This window comes from Saliniradius amylolyticus (assembly GCF_003143555.1).
GTDB lineage: Bacteria > Pseudomonadota > Gammaproteobacteria > Enterobacterales > Alteromonadaceae > Saliniradius > Saliniradius amylolyticus.
Window position 1 is genome coordinate 2,051,320 of record NZ_CP029347.1, and the last position, 14,571, is coordinate 2,065,890.

General features: G+C 53.9%; 12 protein-coding genes. 10 read left to right on the forward strand and 2 right to left on the reverse strand.

Annotation, left to right across the window (positions count from 1 at the left end):
* The first annotated feature begins 240 nt into the window (after positions 1 to 240).
* The 4 genes from HMF8227_RS09545 to HMF8227_RS09560 all read left to right on the forward strand — a co-directional run bounded on the left by HMF8227_RS09545 (position 241) and on the right by HMF8227_RS09560 (position 5,756).
* Positions 241 to 915 carry a substrate-binding periplasmic protein gene (locus tag HMF8227_RS09545; protein WP_109339965.1) on the forward strand — a complete coding sequence of 225 codons (675 nt, stop codon included), beginning with the start codon at positions 241 to 243 and terminating at the stop codon, positions 913 to 915.
* A 313-nt stretch (positions 916 to 1,228) separates the two neighbouring features.
* Positions 1,229 to 2,764, forward strand: coding sequence for an AbgT family transporter (locus tag HMF8227_RS09550; protein WP_239421250.1), 1,536 nt, complete (start codon positions 1,229 to 1,231; stop codon positions 2,762 to 2,764).
* 120 nt (positions 2,765 to 2,884) lie between these two features.
* Positions 2,885 to 4,387 (forward strand): N-acyl-D-amino-acid deacylase family protein, encoded by a 1,503-nt coding sequence (locus tag HMF8227_RS09555; protein ID WP_109339967.1) that lies wholly within the window; start codon positions 2,885 to 2,887, stop codon positions 4,385 to 4,387.
* Positions 4,388 to 4,547: 160 nt separating this feature from the next.
* A complete protein-coding gene (locus tag HMF8227_RS09560) occupies positions 4,548 to 5,756 on the forward strand; it encodes a hypothetical protein (protein WP_162558564.1) in 1,209 nt (402 codons plus the stop codon).
* A gap of 15 nt (positions 5,757 to 5,771) precedes the next feature.
* On the opposite strand, the gene HMF8227_RS09565 is transcribed toward HMF8227_RS09560, so the two are convergent.
* Positions 5,772 to 6,974: an anhydro-N-acetylmuramic acid kinase gene (locus HMF8227_RS09565; protein WP_109339969.1), complete on the reverse strand. Its 1,203-nt coding sequence runs from the start codon at positions 6,972 to 6,974 to the stop codon at positions 5,772 to 5,774.
* A 168-nt stretch (positions 6,975 to 7,142) separates the two neighbouring features.
* Positions 7,143 to 7,460 (reverse strand): DUF4156 domain-containing protein, encoded by a 318-nt coding sequence (locus HMF8227_RS09570; protein WP_109339970.1) that lies wholly within the window; start codon positions 7,458 to 7,460, stop codon positions 7,143 to 7,145.
* A gap of 133 nt (positions 7,461 to 7,593) precedes the next feature.
* On the opposite strand from HMF8227_RS09570, the gene HMF8227_RS09575 reads away from it, so the two are divergent.
* Genes HMF8227_RS09575 through HMF8227_RS09600 form a run of 6 tightly spaced genes read left to right on the forward strand, consistent with a single transcriptional unit; the run spans position 7,594 to position 14,563 of the window.
* Positions 7,594 to 8,550 (forward strand): AAA family ATPase, encoded by a 957-nt coding sequence (locus tag HMF8227_RS09575; protein WP_109339971.1) that lies wholly within the window; start codon positions 7,594 to 7,596, stop codon positions 8,548 to 8,550.
* Between the two features lie 9 nt (positions 8,551 to 8,559).
* A complete protein-coding gene (locus HMF8227_RS09580; RefSeq protein WP_109339972.1) occupies positions 8,560 to 9,495 on the forward strand; it encodes a DUF58 domain-containing protein in 936 nt (311 codons plus the stop codon).
* On the forward strand, positions 9,495 to 9,977 hold the full coding sequence (locus HMF8227_RS09585) for a DUF4381 domain-containing protein (RefSeq protein WP_109339973.1): 483 nt from the start codon (positions 9,495 to 9,497) through the stop codon (positions 9,975 to 9,977). Before HMF8227_RS09580 ends, HMF8227_RS09585 begins: the two co-directional genes overlap by 1 nt.
* A complete protein-coding gene (locus HMF8227_RS09590; RefSeq protein WP_109339974.1) occupies positions 9,970 to 10,968 on the forward strand; it encodes a vWA domain-containing protein in 999 nt (332 codons plus the stop codon). The genes HMF8227_RS09585 and HMF8227_RS09590 overlap by 8 nt, the downstream gene beginning before the upstream one ends.
* Positions 10,968 to 12,875, forward strand: coding sequence for a vWA domain-containing protein (locus HMF8227_RS09595; protein WP_109339975.1), 1,908 nt, complete (start codon positions 10,968 to 10,970; stop codon positions 12,873 to 12,875). Before HMF8227_RS09590 ends, HMF8227_RS09595 begins: the two co-directional genes overlap by 1 nt.
* Positions 12,875 to 14,563 carry a BatD family protein gene (locus HMF8227_RS09600; RefSeq protein ID WP_109339976.1) on the forward strand — a complete coding sequence of 563 codons (1,689 nt, stop codon included), beginning with the start codon at positions 12,875 to 12,877 and terminating at the stop codon, positions 14,561 to 14,563. The genes HMF8227_RS09595 and HMF8227_RS09600 overlap by 1 nt, the downstream gene beginning before the upstream one ends.
* Positions 14,564 to 14,571: the final 8 nt, after the last annotated feature.

The window sequence follows — 14,571 nt, forward strand, 5'->3', positions numbered from 1 at the left end:
TTATGCCTGAATATCGGCTCAAGCGCTCTTTTTCGTCCAGCAACCGCACCGAAATTTCGCAATTTGCTCATGATACGGAAAGGTCAGAATCGTGCTTTGCGATTACCGAATACGCTTACCAATCAGACTGTAGCTCGAAGTAGCCAATTAACATCACTCACCTGTTTTCGTCATCTATACTGAACACTGTCGAAAGACGCTATATCCGCTCACACAACCGACGATCAACTGAGGTCCACGATGAAACATTTTTTACTGCTATTGATTCTAACTCTCGCGCCTTATTCACTAAACGCTGAGACATGGAAAATTACGTCCTTGGAGTGGCCCCCTTACTCAGGAAAAGACTTACCCGGACAAGGCACCGCCGTTGAAGAGCTGCGCTCAGTCTTAAAACAAAAAGGCATAAACCTTGAGGTGGAGTTTTATCCGTGGAAACGAGCACAAGAGTATGCAGCCAACCCTGATTACGTTGGCTATTTCCCTGCCTGGCCGGAAGAAGTTGGCAAGGGCTTTATGGGCTCGAAAGGGGTTCAGAATTCTTCCGTTAGTGTGCTGTATCGTCAAGGAAACGATGTGTCTTCTGCCAGTATGATGGATTTATTTTCAAGCTACAAAGTCGGGCTCATTAAAACTTATGTCTATCCCGACGCCATTGAGCAGGCGGCTAAAAAGCATCCGCAGAACGTAGATTTGTCTCCCAACGAGCAGAGCCTTCTTAAAAAGTTATCCGCGGGGCGAATGGACGCGGCCATTACCGACCCGAAGGTGATGATGTATTACGCTGACCAATCTGGGGTGGATAATATCAAAGCGGCCGAGCGAGCTATTGAAACCAAACCCTTGGTGGTTTCCTTTGCCGCCCGAGACGACAACAAAGCCCGCCTGGAACTGCTGAACAGTTTAATAAAATGATATTATTAGGGCACTCTTATGGCTGGGGGGTGGCCCTGCTCACCCCGGCCTTACTGAAAGATGGAGGCAGCCGTCAGCGTAATAAATAACAGAGAGATAAACTACCATCTCCTTGCACTCCCCCCACAAACAGACAACGGCTTGCTTACTCAACCTCACAGGAATGCCTTTTGAGCTAGCGCCTCGTACAGTTTACAGTTTCGCTAATACTACTTACACAAAGTCGCTGGTTTGAGTGTAATTTGCCGTTCAACTTAGCGGAAAAACGCTTTAGAGTGGGATCTAAATAATAATTATTATTCAGGAGACTCCTGTGAGCACCGATAGTCTAGCGACCCGTTTTTTGGATAAGGTGGAACGAGTGGGCAATAAACTGCCTGACCCCGCCGTTATCTTTCTTATCAGTTTGATCATCGTCTGGGTAATGTCAGCGCTGCTGTCTCATGTGAGTTTCAGCGCCATCGACCCCAGAACCAATGCCCCGGTGGAGGTTAATAACCTGCTCACCGGCGCCAGTCTGGCCGACTTTCTGTCGCGCATGGTAACCATTTTCACCAGCTTTCCGCCTTTGGGTGTGGTGCTGGTCGCGATGCTGGGTGTCGGCGTGGCCGAACATTCTGGCTTTATCAGCGCCGGCCTCAAGCGCATGCTGGACTCCACCCCCAAGGCCTTATTAACGCCCTCCATCATTCTGGTGGCGATTGTCAGCCACACCGCCACGGATGCCGGTTATGTGCTGGTGATCCCCATCGCCGGGGTAATCTTCTATGCCATGGGCCGACACCCGCTGGCGGGTATTGCGGCGGCCTTCGCCGGGGTCAGCGGTGGCTTTGGTGCCAACTTTGTGCCCTCTGGCATCGATCCTTTGCTGCAAAGCTTTACCCAGAGCGCCGCTCAGATCGTCGACCCCAGCATTCAGATCAACCCGCTGAACAACTGGTTTTTCACCTCTGCCTCGTCGATTGTGATCATCTTGCTGGGCTGGTATCTGACCGATAAGGTGGTGGAGCCGCGATTGCAAAAAGCCGAGGTAGACGGTGACCCGGACGAGATTCCGCGCTTCGATGAGTTAAACAACCAACAGCGCCGTGCACTGCGCTGGGCAACCCTGAGTATGGTTATCGGCATTATCGCCCTGGTGGCGATTCTACTGCCCGCCGACTCGCCCATGCGCGACGCCGACGGCTCCCTGAGTAGCTTTGGCGCACCCATTATGCAGTCCATCGTGCCGCTGATTTTCCTGCTGTTTGTGATCCCGGGCCTGGTTTACGGTTTTCTGTCCGGCACCTTTGAAAGCAGCCGCGACGCCATCGCCGCCATGAGCAAGTCCATGGAAAGCATGGCCTATTACATCGTAATGGTGTTTTTCTGCGCCCTGTTTATCGATGCCTTTGGCAAGTCTAACCTGGGTGCGCTAATGGCCATTGAAGGCGGTCAGTTCTTAAAGTCCCTCGAATTGCCCAGCATGGTCACCATCGTCGGTATGGTGTTCCTAACTGCCTTTGTAAACCTGTTTGTGGGTTCGGCCTCGGCCAAGTGGGCCTTGCTTGGTCCCATCTTTGTGCCCATGCTGATGCAGCTCAATATCTCGCCGGACTTAACTCAGGCCGCTTATCGTCTGGGGGATTCAAGCTCCAATATCATCACGCCGCTGATGCCTTACTTCCCTCTGGTGGTGGTGTTCTGCCAGCGTTATGTGAAAAACACCGGCATCGGCACTGTGCTGTCCATGATGCTGCCCTACTCCATCGCTATCCTGACCATCTGGACCGCCTTTTTGCTGCTCTATTGGGGCCTGGATATCCCGCTAGGCTTGCAGTCCAGTTATACCTACCCGGCACAGGGTTAGTCAGACTGACAATAAGCCGACCCCGGGGTCGGCTTTTTTTGCCTCGTTTACCTTCCCTTCGCCGATTCCCTGACTCGGTGGTATGCTCTTTATTCACGCCACGTAATGAACACAGAAATAATGACTAAAGTCCTATCCTTATTCGTTTTTGCGCTGTTATTTTCCCCACTCAGTCACGCTACCACTTATGACTGGCTGATAAAGGGAGCGACAATCATCGATGGCTCCGGCAAGCCCGCCTACACGGCAGACGTGGGCATTAAGAAAAAGCGCATTGCCTTTATTGGTTCCGCAGACGAGAAGGTGACGGCAACAAACACCGTCAATGCCGACGGGCGGGTGTTAACGCCAGGCTTTATCGACCTGCACTCCCACGGCTCTGCTGTCAAACAGGGCGCTTTCACCAACTTCCTCGCCATGGGCGTGACCACCATCAGCCTGGGCCAGGATGGCTATAGCCCGGTGACGGAGGGTTTCCAAGACTGGCATCAGCAGTGGCAAGCGCAAGGTTCAGCCGTCAATATCGCCCTGTTCGTTGGCCACGGCTCCTTGCGCCGAAGCGTTGGGCTTAACGACGCCACTCCGGCTAGCCAAGCGCAAATTCTAAAGATGCAACAAACCCTGGATAAGGCCCTGGCAGACACCTTTGGCCTGTCCACGGGACTGGAATATGTGCCAGGCCTTTACGCCTCCAAGAACGAGCTGCTTACCTTGGCAAGGGTGGTGAGACAGCACGACCGGCTGATCAGCAGCCATATGCGTGATGAAAACGACGGTAAACTACTGTCCTCCATCGACGAATTGGCCCACCAGGGGCAAGCTGCCAAAGTGCATATTTCTCATTTAAAGTCGGTCTACGGTAAGGGCGCCGAACGCGGTAAGGAGATACTGGCGCATATCGAAAGCTGGCGTCACAAAGGCGTTCAAATCACCGCCGATGTATACCCTTATACTGCGAGCTATACCGGCATTGCCATTGTGTTTCCGAAATGGGCCAAGACCCAGCAGCAACTTGAGGCCTTGTCCGAAACACAGAAAGAGCAACTGGCCAGCTATCTGCGCCAGCGCGTGGCTAAGCGCAATGGGCCACAGGCCACCTTATTCGGCAGCGGTCCTTATCAGGGGATGACACTGGCAGAGGCGGCCCTGCAAGCGGGCAAACCCTTTGAACAACTGCTTATCGAGGATATTGGCCCGGAGGGCGCCAGCGCGGCCTATTTTATTATGGACGCCGAGTTGCAGGAGACCTTAATTCAAGGGCCCCAGGTGGCGCTCAGCTCTGACGGCAGTCCCACCATGCATCACCCAAGAGGCTATGGCAGTTTTGCCAGGCTGATACAGGATTATGTGATAAAGAAAAAACTTTTAACCCTGCCACAAGCGGTGCACAAAGCCACCGGCCTACCCGCTAAGATATTAGGCATTACCGACAGAGGCAGAATCGCCGTAGGCCAAAACGCCGACCTGTTATTATTTGCGCCCGACAAGGTTAAAGCCACCGCCAGCTACAGTCAGCCCCATTCTCTGGCACAAGGCTTTGATTACGTCTGGATCAATGGCCAGCTCGCCTGGCAGCAACAGCGGCAGACTGATGTACGTGCAGGCCAATGGTTGAGACCTTAGCATTTCGATTAGCAGCACTGAGTACCAGAAAAGTCGATATGGTCCATCATGTATTGCGTTTCAGTGGCATTGTGTACATTACGCTCAGACCAAGAAATTGATTAATAATTAAACACGTCTATAGTCAGGGGTCGACAATAGTAATCGTCAGGAAGACAGCATGAAACGCATCTATGTCGTACTCACTCTATTTAGCATAATAATGGCCTTTTCAAGCCATGGAGCGCCCGCTCCGAAGCCCTACGTGGTTAATATGCAAACCTACGATTTTGGCTTCAAAATGCCCAAAAAAATCAAGTCAGGCTGGGTCACCTTCGATCTCAAAAACATCGGCCAGAAAACCCATTACGCCCTACTACTGAAAAAGACAGATACCGTTTCACTAGAGGCGTTTAAAGAAGGTATCGAAAACCTCGACATGCCAGGTTTTGAAGATGTGATCGAACTAGGTGGACCGGGTATGCATTCCTCCGGAAAGCAAAGTCAAACCACCGTAAAACTGGATCCCGGTCATTATGCAGCGTTTTGCGCAATAAAAACCAAAGATGGGCAAATGCATATCAAGCTGGGCATGCTGGAGTACTTCGAGGTAACGGATACGCCTTCCAATGCTCCTGAGCCGAAAGCCGATAATCGCGTCGTTCTCGATGAATACGCGATGACACCTGACAAAGCCTTTATTCAAGGCAAACAGACCATTGCCTTTCACCACAAAGGCAGCAGCCTGATGGACGGTCATTTGGTAAAAATAACCGAACAGTCCACCCTGGAGTCAGCGATGACTTTCATGGACACTATTGCCGATCCCACCCCTGCGATATTCCTCGGCGGTGTTGAACAATTACCCAAAGGGCAGACCAGTTACTTAACGCTGGACCTGTCCCCCGGGGATTACGCCTGGCTCTCTCATGAGTATGGTCGTTGGGGCATGCGCCACAAATTCAGTATTCCAGTCAAAAGCTCTCAGTCCCAAAATGAGAGAGTGGAAATCTTGCATCTCCACATGGACGACGCTAATTTCGGCCTGCCCGACAAACTTGAACCAGGTCGATACAAATTTGTTCTGGACAACCAGACTAACGAGACGCACAAACTGACTGTACGACGAATGAAGAGCGGTAAGACCAAGCAGGATTTTATTGATGACTACCGCTATTGGGCCAAAAAAGTCCAAGCAGGCGAGCCCATCGACAGAACACCGAGTTTCAAATGGTTTAAAGTTGAGACTGATGTAGTTTCCCCTTATGACAATGATTCTATCACTGTATCCTTAGAGGACGGCTTGTACACATTTATCTGTATGTACCAAGGCGAACAAGGCTTTCACTTTATGAATCGCAATAGTTTCGCGGCTATCACCGTTCAGTAGTGACAAATTAAAGGCTCACCTAGGAAAGCTGATTTTCCCCATACTGGTATCCGGAATGCCGCGGGCCGGATTACCAAAGCCCGATTGGCCGCCGGCGATACATTCGTTGGCCAGTACAGCAAATAGCACCGCCTCCTTGGCGTCCGGATCGACACCGACGCTGGCCGTGGAGTCCACCGCCACGTCGGGCAACTGCTCGCGGATGCTGTCCATCAGCAATGTGTTATGCCAGCCGCCACCACTGGCGAGCAGTCGGCAGGGTCCATCCAGAGCGCCGCTGTCTTTAATCGCCGCGACGATGGTGTCGGCGGAAAAGCGGTTCAGCGTCGCCAGTACATCCTGATGACTTATGTTTTCCGTACCTGAGCGCTGCTGAGCCCGGGCCAGATAATCCAGATTAAACAGCTCGGGTCCGGTCGTCTTTGGCACTGGCTGGCTGAAAAACTCATTCTCTTTCAGTTCAGTCAGCAGCGTAGGATTCACCTTACCGGCCAGGGCCAGCTGACTGTCTTTGTCGTAGGTCATGGGGGCAAAATGGCGCTGCACATAGGCATCCATCAGGGTATTGCCCGGACCTACATCGGTGCTGAACACCTTAGCCGGGTCACCATCGGCAGCCAGAAACGTAAAGTTGGCGATACCGCCCATATTCAGCAGAATGCGGTTCTCCCCCGGCTGATGGAACATCAGATAATCGCCGTATACGGCCAAAGGCGCACCTTCGCCGCCAGCGGCGATATGACGCTGACGGAAATCACTGAGCGTGATGATGCCTGTAGTACAAGCGATATGATCGCCATCGCCGATCTGTAAGGTCGCGTTGGGCTGGTCGGCCAAGCCATGCAGCGAGCGCGGGCAGTGGTAGATGGTCTGGCCGTGACTGGCGATCAGATCCACCTGCTCAGGCCCATAACCCCAGCGTGCCAGGCAATCCCTGACCATTTCACCATGCAGGCGGCCGATGGCGGCATTAAGCAAAGTCACCTGTTGTAAGTCCACCTCGCGCAACGAAAACACCTCACGCACCGCCTGTCGATAAGTTTGGTCATAATCGCAGGTGGTGAACTCCAGCACGTCGACTTCAGTTTCTGTGCCCGCACCACGAATGCGGCAGAGCGCCACATCCAGCCCATCCAGAGAGGTTCCACTCATCAGGCCAATGACCAGACGGCTTTCGGCTTGTGCCGACTGATACAGGCGTAACAGCTCGGTGTTCATTGTGTCTCCTCATCAGGCTGGATCGCGGTGGTTACCACATCGTCAATGATGAGAACATACTACTGAAAAAACGAATAAATAAAAAATTCCAAAAAAACTAAAAATATATAAATTTCACAAAGACCCAGAGGCGAGTCGCCGCCTCTGGCCAACATACAACGTCCGTAATCAACACTTAAATACCACAAAGCTGGCGTTACCGAACTGGGGCTGGCCTTCCATCACGATGGCATTGCCGCCCATTTTCACCGCCTCATTTTTGGCCAGGGTGACCAGATCCAGCATCACGGCCTCCTGGTCACGTTCATAAAACGCGACTTTGTCCACAGTGCTGGTGTTGGCCAGTCCCAGACGCTGGCAGCTTTTGGCTTTCTGTTTACTGATTTCCACGACCCGATCACTGCCGGGCTCGGGGTGAATGGTACTGCAGGCAGTCAGACCGCCCAAAATCAGAGCAACAAGGGCGAACGGTCGACATTGATTCATGGTGTCTCCATTAAATTGTTGAGAAATTAAGCAATTGTGCGTTTTGTAACATTGTTTTTAAAACAGGGAACCCTATATAGGATAGCCTGTCACTATAAAGCTGAAAGCATTCGCAACATAATCAGGACTTCCCATGGCAGCAGACGCATTTAAACAACTTCAGGCCTACCTTGATTCACAGGTATTGGGTCAATCCAAGCTGACCCGCAACATTCTGATCGCCCTGCTGGCCGACGGCCACCTGCTGGTGGAAGGCCCGCCTGGACTGGCTAAAACCCGCGCGGTCAACGCACTGTCACAAGGTATTGAGGGCGAGTTTCACCGGGTTCAGTTTACCCCTGATTTGCTACCCGCCGATCTGACCGGCACCGATATTTACCGGCCCGAAGACGGCAGTTTTGTATTTCAGCCCGGTCCGTTGTTTTATAATCTGGTCCTGGCCGATGAGATCAACCGTGCCCCGGCAAAAGTTCAGTCGGCCTTGTTAGAAGCCATGGCCGAGCGCCAAATCACCGTTGGCAACAAAACCTATCCTTTACCAGAGCTATTCCTGGTTATGGCCACCCAGAACCCTATCGAACAGGAAGGCACCTACCCTCTGCCAGAGGCCCAGTTGGATCGCTTCCTGATGCATCTGGAGCTCGATTACCCGGGGGCCGACACCGAGCTGGAGATTCTGCGCTTAACCCGCAACGAAGCCTTACACCAAAACCCGGTTGAGCCCCCTCAACTGAGCCAGCAGGACATTTTCAAGGCCCGCAATGAATTACTGAAAATCCACCTGGATGAGAGTCTGGAGCAGTATCTGGTGCAGCTGATCATGGCCACCCGACAGCCTAAAGCCCTGGATGACAGTTTGGATGGCTGGATCGAGTTTGGCGCCAGTCCCCGAGCCACCATTGCGCTGGATCGCTGTGCTCGCGCTCATGCCTGGCTGCAAGGGCGGGATTTCGTTGGCCCAGATGATATTCAGGCCGTATTCCACAATGTGCTGCGTCACCGCATCTTATTGAGTTACGACGCCGAGGCAGAGGGTTTGACGCCCAACCAGGTGCTGGACCGAATTTTAGAACTGGTGGCGGTACCGTAGGAGCTGGCTTTGCAGCAGATTCAACACTGGCTGGAACAACACTGCACCGACGGCGTTCATCTGAACAGCCGTGAGCTGGTGGCCTATCGGAGCCAAACACCGCTTTTGGATCTAACGCCGCAAAAGGCGATCCAGGCTAAGCTCGCTGGCGCTTATCTGGCCAAAACCAAAGGTCGGGGCATGGAGTTTGACGAGGCCCGCCATTATCAACCTGGCGACGACATTCGCGCCATCGACTGGCGAGTCACGGCACGCACAGGCAAGACCCACACCAAGCTGTATCGGGAAGAAAAAGAGCGGCCAGTATTCGTACTCACCGACCTGTCCGCCAGCATGCACTTTGGCACCCAGTTTATGTATAAGTCGGTACAAGCCGCTCATTTGACGGCGCTTATTGCCTGGGCCGCCAAAAAACGCGGCGATCGCATCGGTGGCCTCATCGTAAACCAGGACGATTACAAAGAGCTAAAACCTAAAACCACCAAGAAAGCCGTACTAGGCCTGATCCACGGCCTGCTGGCTATGCACCGCCCTGACAGTGACGTGCCTCAGCAAACCAGCTTCGCCGAAGCCTGCGCCCGTTTGCGCCGCATCGCTCGCCCCGGTAGTTTAGTTTTTATTATCAGTGATTTCCGTGGCCTGGATGAAGTTGCCAAACAGCACCTGTCACGCATCAGCCGCCATTGTGAACTGACAGCCTATATGGTCAGTGATCCTCTGGAGCATCATTTACCAAGAGTGATGGTGCCGCAACAGGTGGCACTTACAGACGGCCAGCGCACCCAATCCATTATGCTGGGTGAAAAACGCACCGAGCAAGAATACGCCCACCGTTATCAGGCTCGTCAGAATGCGATCAAACAGACCCTGCGCCAGTGCCGCAGCCAGATCATGCCCATCTCCTGCGCCGAACCGCTGGCCCGTCAACTGGGAGGACGGCGCTGATGCAAGCCTCCATGCCAGAGCTTAGAGACATCCATCTGCCAGAGCCGGTAAGCTTCTGGCCCCCAGCGCCCGGTTGGTGGTTATTGGCACTACTAGCGTTCGCCCTGCTGACATTCGCCGTGCTTGCTATCAGACGCTGGCGACGACGCCGTCAGGCCCAGCGCCAAGCCAAAGCCTTATTAGCCCAGATCGACTGGCAGGGAGACCAGTGGCCACGCGAGCTCAACTCACTGTTGAAACGGGCTGCCATGGCGTACTTCCCACTTAACGATGTGGCAAGCCTGCATTCCGGGCAGTGGCGCGAATTCCTCTGCCAGGGTTTGGCTGACAAACAGCGTGAGGCTTTTTTAGAAGATTACGCCAGGCTTCAGACCCAGCTGTATCAGCCACAAACCGACCCGCTCAGCCCAGAACCTTATCGACGCTGGGCTGAGCTTTGGCTCAAACAGGCCCTGCCACCCAAAGGAGGTGACTATGTTTGAGTTTGCCTGGTGGTGGGTTTGGCTACTGGCGCCTATGCCCATACTCGCTCGTTTATTGCCGCCGCTAAAGCAGGGTCAACAGGCGGCCCTTAGAGTCCCAGCGTTAGAAACAGGTTTACAGGCCGGCGAGCAAGCCAAAGGCCGAAACTGGCTGCGGTTGACTATCGCCCTGCTTATCTGGCTGTGTCTGCTGGCCGCCGCGGCAAGGCCACAATGGTTGGGCGAGCCGGTCAACATTCCCGCCGAGGGCCGGGATCTTATGGTGGCGGTGGATCTGTCGGGCAGTATGGAGGCGGAGGATATGCGCATCAACGGTCAGGAGGTCAACCGCCTGACCATGATCAAATACGTACTGGCTGATTTTATCGAACGCCGGGTGGGAGACCGCCTGGGACTGATTCTGTTTGCCGATACCGCTTATACACAAGCGCCTCTGACGCACGACAGGGACACGGTCCAACAGCTGCTGAAAGAGTCTGTGATTGGGCTGGTGGGTGACCGTACCGCTATCGGTGATGCCATTGGCCTGGCGGTAAAGCGTTTTGAGCAGCGCGAAGAGTCTAACCGGGTCCTCATTCTGCTTACTGACGGCCAGAATACTGCCGGTAATATCACCCCGGCGCAGGCCAAACAACTGGCCATGGACGCCGGTGTTACCATTTACACCATCGGTGTGGGTGCCGACGAGATGTTGGTGCAAAGCTTTTTCGGCACCCGCAGGATCAATCCTTCACAAGAGTTGGATGAACGTATGCTCACCGATCTGGCCAGAAGCACCGGGGGGCAATATTTCCGTGCCCGAGATACACAGGAGCTGGAGCAGATCTACCAGCGTCTCGATCAGTTAGAGCCGGTAGAGCGCGACAACCGCCAGATGCGCCCTCAGTCGGCGCTGTTTTACTGGCCGTTATCGGCTGCCCTATTGTTAACCCTAATGATGGTAGTCATGCCCCTGTTGCGTTGGCTGTTGGCCCGCTGGAGGTCTTCCTGATGGAAGCGCTGAACGCCTTTTTTACCGAGTTTCATTTTCTGCGGCCACTATGGTTGCTGGCGCTGATTCCCTTACTGATGCTGATTTGGGCCTTAAAACGCGTGCACCGTCACCAATCAGGGTGGCAACAAGTGCTGGCCGGGCATCTGTATCAACACCTGATTCAGGGCAAGAGCCAGCCAGGCAGCCGACCGCCCTTTGCCTTATTAGCTCTAGGCTGGGTATTAGCCACAGTGGCGCTAGCCGGCCCGACCTGGGAGAAGCTGCCCCAGCCTGTATACCAACTGCATAGCGGCAAGGTGGTGGTGATGGATCTGTCGATGTCCATGCGCGCCACTGACATTGCACCGGACAGACTCACTCGCGCCCGCTTTAAAGCCATGGATCTTATCGATGCCATGCCCGAGGGCGACATCGGCCTGGTCGCCTACGCGGGCGATGCCTTTACTATTGCACCTTTGAGTAATGACGGTCAGACCCTCACCGCCCTTATTCCGGCGCTGCAACCCGAGATTATGCCGGTGCCGGGCAGTGAACCTATTACGGGTCTCAAACAAGCCGCCGAGCTATTGAAAAATGCTGGCTATCAGGAAGGAGAGATATTCTGGATCACCGATGGCATCAACATGGTGCAATCGGCCCCGGTTAACGATCTGATTAGCGACCTCCCCTACCGGCTGTCCATTCTGGCAGTAGGCACCGCCGATGGGGCCCCGATCAAACTGACATCGGGAGAGCTGCTAAAAGACAACAGCGGCTCCATCGTGATTCCGAAACTCAGAGAAAGCCTGCTGAAACCATTGGCCCAACGCAGCGGCGGCAGGTATGCCCCCATCCAGGCCGACGACAGCGACATTCACTATCTGACCAGCCAGAATCTGGTGAATCGCGAAACCAAAGCAGATAACGCCAAGCAGGATCAGTTTGGTGATCAATGGCGTGAGGCTGGCCCCTGGCTGGCGTTGCTGCTGCTACCCCTGGCAGCCTATGCCTTTCGCCGTGGCTTGGTGATGGCCCTGCCTCTGGTGTTATTCAGCAGTCTATTCACCGCCCCCCAGGCTCAGGCGAACTGGTGGGACGATCTGTGGCAGCGTCCCGACCAACAAGGCCAGCAGTTGTTTAATCAGGGCGACTACGACAGCGCAGCAAAGCAGTTTAGCGACCCACTCTGGCAAGGCAGCGCCCATTATAAAAATGGTGATTATGAACAGGCATTAGACGCCTTCTCCCAGTCCGACTCGGCACAAGGCTGGTATAACCGAGGCAATGCCCTGGCTCACATGGGCCAGTTGGATAAAGCCATTGAAGCCTATGATAAGGCCCTGGAGAAAAAACCTGATCTGGACGACGCCGCTGCCAACAAAAAAGCTTTGGAAGAACTAAAGAAACAGCAACAGTCCCAGCAACAACAGGATCAGAACCAACAAAATCAGCAAAATTCAAAAAGCCCGAACAATCAGGATCAAAACGGCCAACAAGATAAAGCATCAGACCAGGGCGATCCGTCACAACAACAAGATTCTCAAAACCAGGATTCACAGTCCCAACAGAATTCGACACAGCAGCAACAAGGCGAACAAGAGAGTCAGTCTCAATCACAACCCAGTCAGAAAAAGGGGCAAAACGAGGCTGAATCTCAACAACAGGATAACGACGCCGACTCAGATCAACAGGCCCGGCAACAGCAGACTCAAGGACACGAACAGGACTCAGAGACTGATACCTCACAGTCTATGGCCGCTCAGGGTGAACTCACCGACGAGCAAAAAGAGCAACAGCAGCGCCTGCAGAAATTGATGCGCCGGGTACCCGACGATCCGGCTTACCTGCTGAAACGCAAGATGCAGCTTGAATACCAAAAACGGCGCCGACAGCGCATTCCCACCTCGGAGCAAGAGAATTGGTGATGGTACATAAACAACATTTCTTATCGGTCATCTTAACAGGGCTATGGCTAATGGCCTCTTCCGTGCAGGCGGATGTCACCGAAGTCGTAGCCCGGGTGGATAAAAATCCCGCCATGCTCGATGAAGGTATTACGTTGGAAGTTATCGTGGATGACTCGGTGGACAGCGACGCTTTTGATCCATCGCCGTTGCTAAAAGACTTTGTCGTCGGCAAGGTTTCCACCAGCAAGCAAACGTCCATAGTTAACGGTAGCCTGAGCCAGACGACGCGCTGGAGTACCCGAATCATTGCCCGCGAGCCCGGTCAATACCGTATTCCGGCGTTTGACATCGAAGGCAAGCGTACCCAGCCCATTGAACTTATGGTACTGCCCCGCTCCGAAGCGCCTGCGGCTCAGGGCCGGGATGTATTTCTGACCACCGAGGTGGATCTCAAACAGGTCTATCTCCAGCAGCAAGTCCATTATAAGGTGCGTCTGCATCTGGCCGCCGATCTGCAACGTGGCAGCCTGAGCGCGCCAGAGCTTGAAAACGCCGACATTCGCCAGATTGGTGAAGACAGCGAGACCAACGAGATCGTCAACGGACGACGTTATCGAATTATTGAGCGTAACTTTGCCATTATTCCTCAGGCCAGCGGCAGTTTTACTATAAAGGCCCCCGTATTTGAGGGCGAAGTCGTTAAAGGCAGTCACCGGTCGTTTGCCGGCTTCAACACCACCGAAGCCGTCACCCGAATCGGTGAGCCCGTCGACATTCAGGTGCTCCCGCAACCTGACGACTTTCAGGGACAATGGCTACCCAGCGACTTTGTGGAATTGCGTCAGGAGTGGCAGCCTGCTGATGGGAAATATACGGTGGGTGAACCTATCACACGGACTCTGACCCTGACCGCATTTGGCGCCGTGGAGGAGCAGCTGCCGAAAATCACCGCCGACTACCCACAGGACGTAAAAACCTACCCAGACGCCAATAGCAGCACCACTGTCGAAAAAGACGACAGATTAGTGGCTCAACGTACCGATTCGGTGGCCATTGTGCCAACCCGCGCCGGAACCATTACACTGCCTGAAGTAAGCGTTCCCTGGTTTAATGTGGTGACCGGCCAGACTGAATACGCCACCCTGCCAGAGAAAACCATTGAGGTTGCGCCAGCTAAGCAAAGCGGCAATGCGCCCCTGCCTCAACAGTCCACTGACAATCAGGCCACACAACAACCGGCAACACCCAGGCCTCCGGTCTCAAGTGTTACCAGCGACCTGTGGTTTTATACCAGTGTGGTCCTCGCGGTACTCTGGCTGCTCACTCTGACACTGTGGTGGCGGCACGCCAGCCGTGAGCCTGCACCAAAAGGCCAGGACAGCAGCTTCGATGCCCTGGAGGCCACAACCTGGAAACGCCTGCAAAGTTCGCTAAAGCAACAAAACGCCAAAGACAGCCTGGAGACGTTGGGGCATTGGCTGAGCCACCACACCGGCCGCTCTGGCAGCTTAAACGATAAACTTGAAGCCATAAACGACCCGGCGCTTTATGCTGCGGTGAATCAACTTGTCGCGGCGGCTTATGGGCGTAATACTGAGGCTTTCGATGGTGCCGGGCTGAAAGACCTGCTGCAAAAACATCGTCGGCAGGCCAACGGTCAGGCATCATCGACGACATCCTTACCCTCATTACAACAAATACAATAGGAGACAAG

Bases quoted from the DNA above. Each gene is read 5' to 3' on its own strand.
- HMF8227_RS09545 (WP_109339965.1), top strand. From the start codon at position 241: ATGAAACATTTTTTACTGCTATTGATTCTAACTCTCGCGCCTTATTCA.
- HMF8227_RS09555 (WP_109339967.1), top strand. From the start codon at position 2,885: ATGACTAAAGTCCTATCCTTATTCGTTTTTGCGCTGTTATTTTCCCCA.
- HMF8227_RS09560 (WP_162558564.1), top strand. From the start codon at position 4,548: ATGAAACGCATCTATGTCGTACTCACTCTATTTAGCATAATAATGGCC.
- HMF8227_RS09565 (WP_109339969.1), bottom strand. From the start codon at position 6,974: ATGAACACCGAGCTGTTACGCCTGTATCAGTCGGCACAAGCCGAAAGC.
- HMF8227_RS09570 (WP_109339970.1), bottom strand. From the start codon at position 7,460: ATGAATCAATGTCGACCGTTCGCCCTTGTTGCTCTGATTTTGGGCGGT.
- HMF8227_RS09575 (WP_109339971.1), top strand. From the start codon at position 7,594: ATGGCAGCAGACGCATTTAAACAACTTCAGGCCTACCTTGATTCACAG.
- HMF8227_RS09585 (WP_109339973.1), top strand. From the start codon at position 9,495: ATGCAAGCCTCCATGCCAGAGCTTAGAGACATCCATCTGCCAGAGCCG.
- HMF8227_RS09590 (WP_109339974.1), top strand. From the start codon at position 9,970: ATGTTTGAGTTTGCCTGGTGGTGGGTTTGGCTACTGGCGCCTATGCCC.
- HMF8227_RS09595 (WP_109339975.1), top strand. From the start codon at position 10,968: ATGGAAGCGCTGAACGCCTTTTTTACCGAGTTTCATTTTCTGCGGCCA.
- HMF8227_RS09600 (WP_109339976.1), top strand. From the start codon at position 12,875: ATGGTACATAAACAACATTTCTTATCGGTCATCTTAACAGGGCTATGG.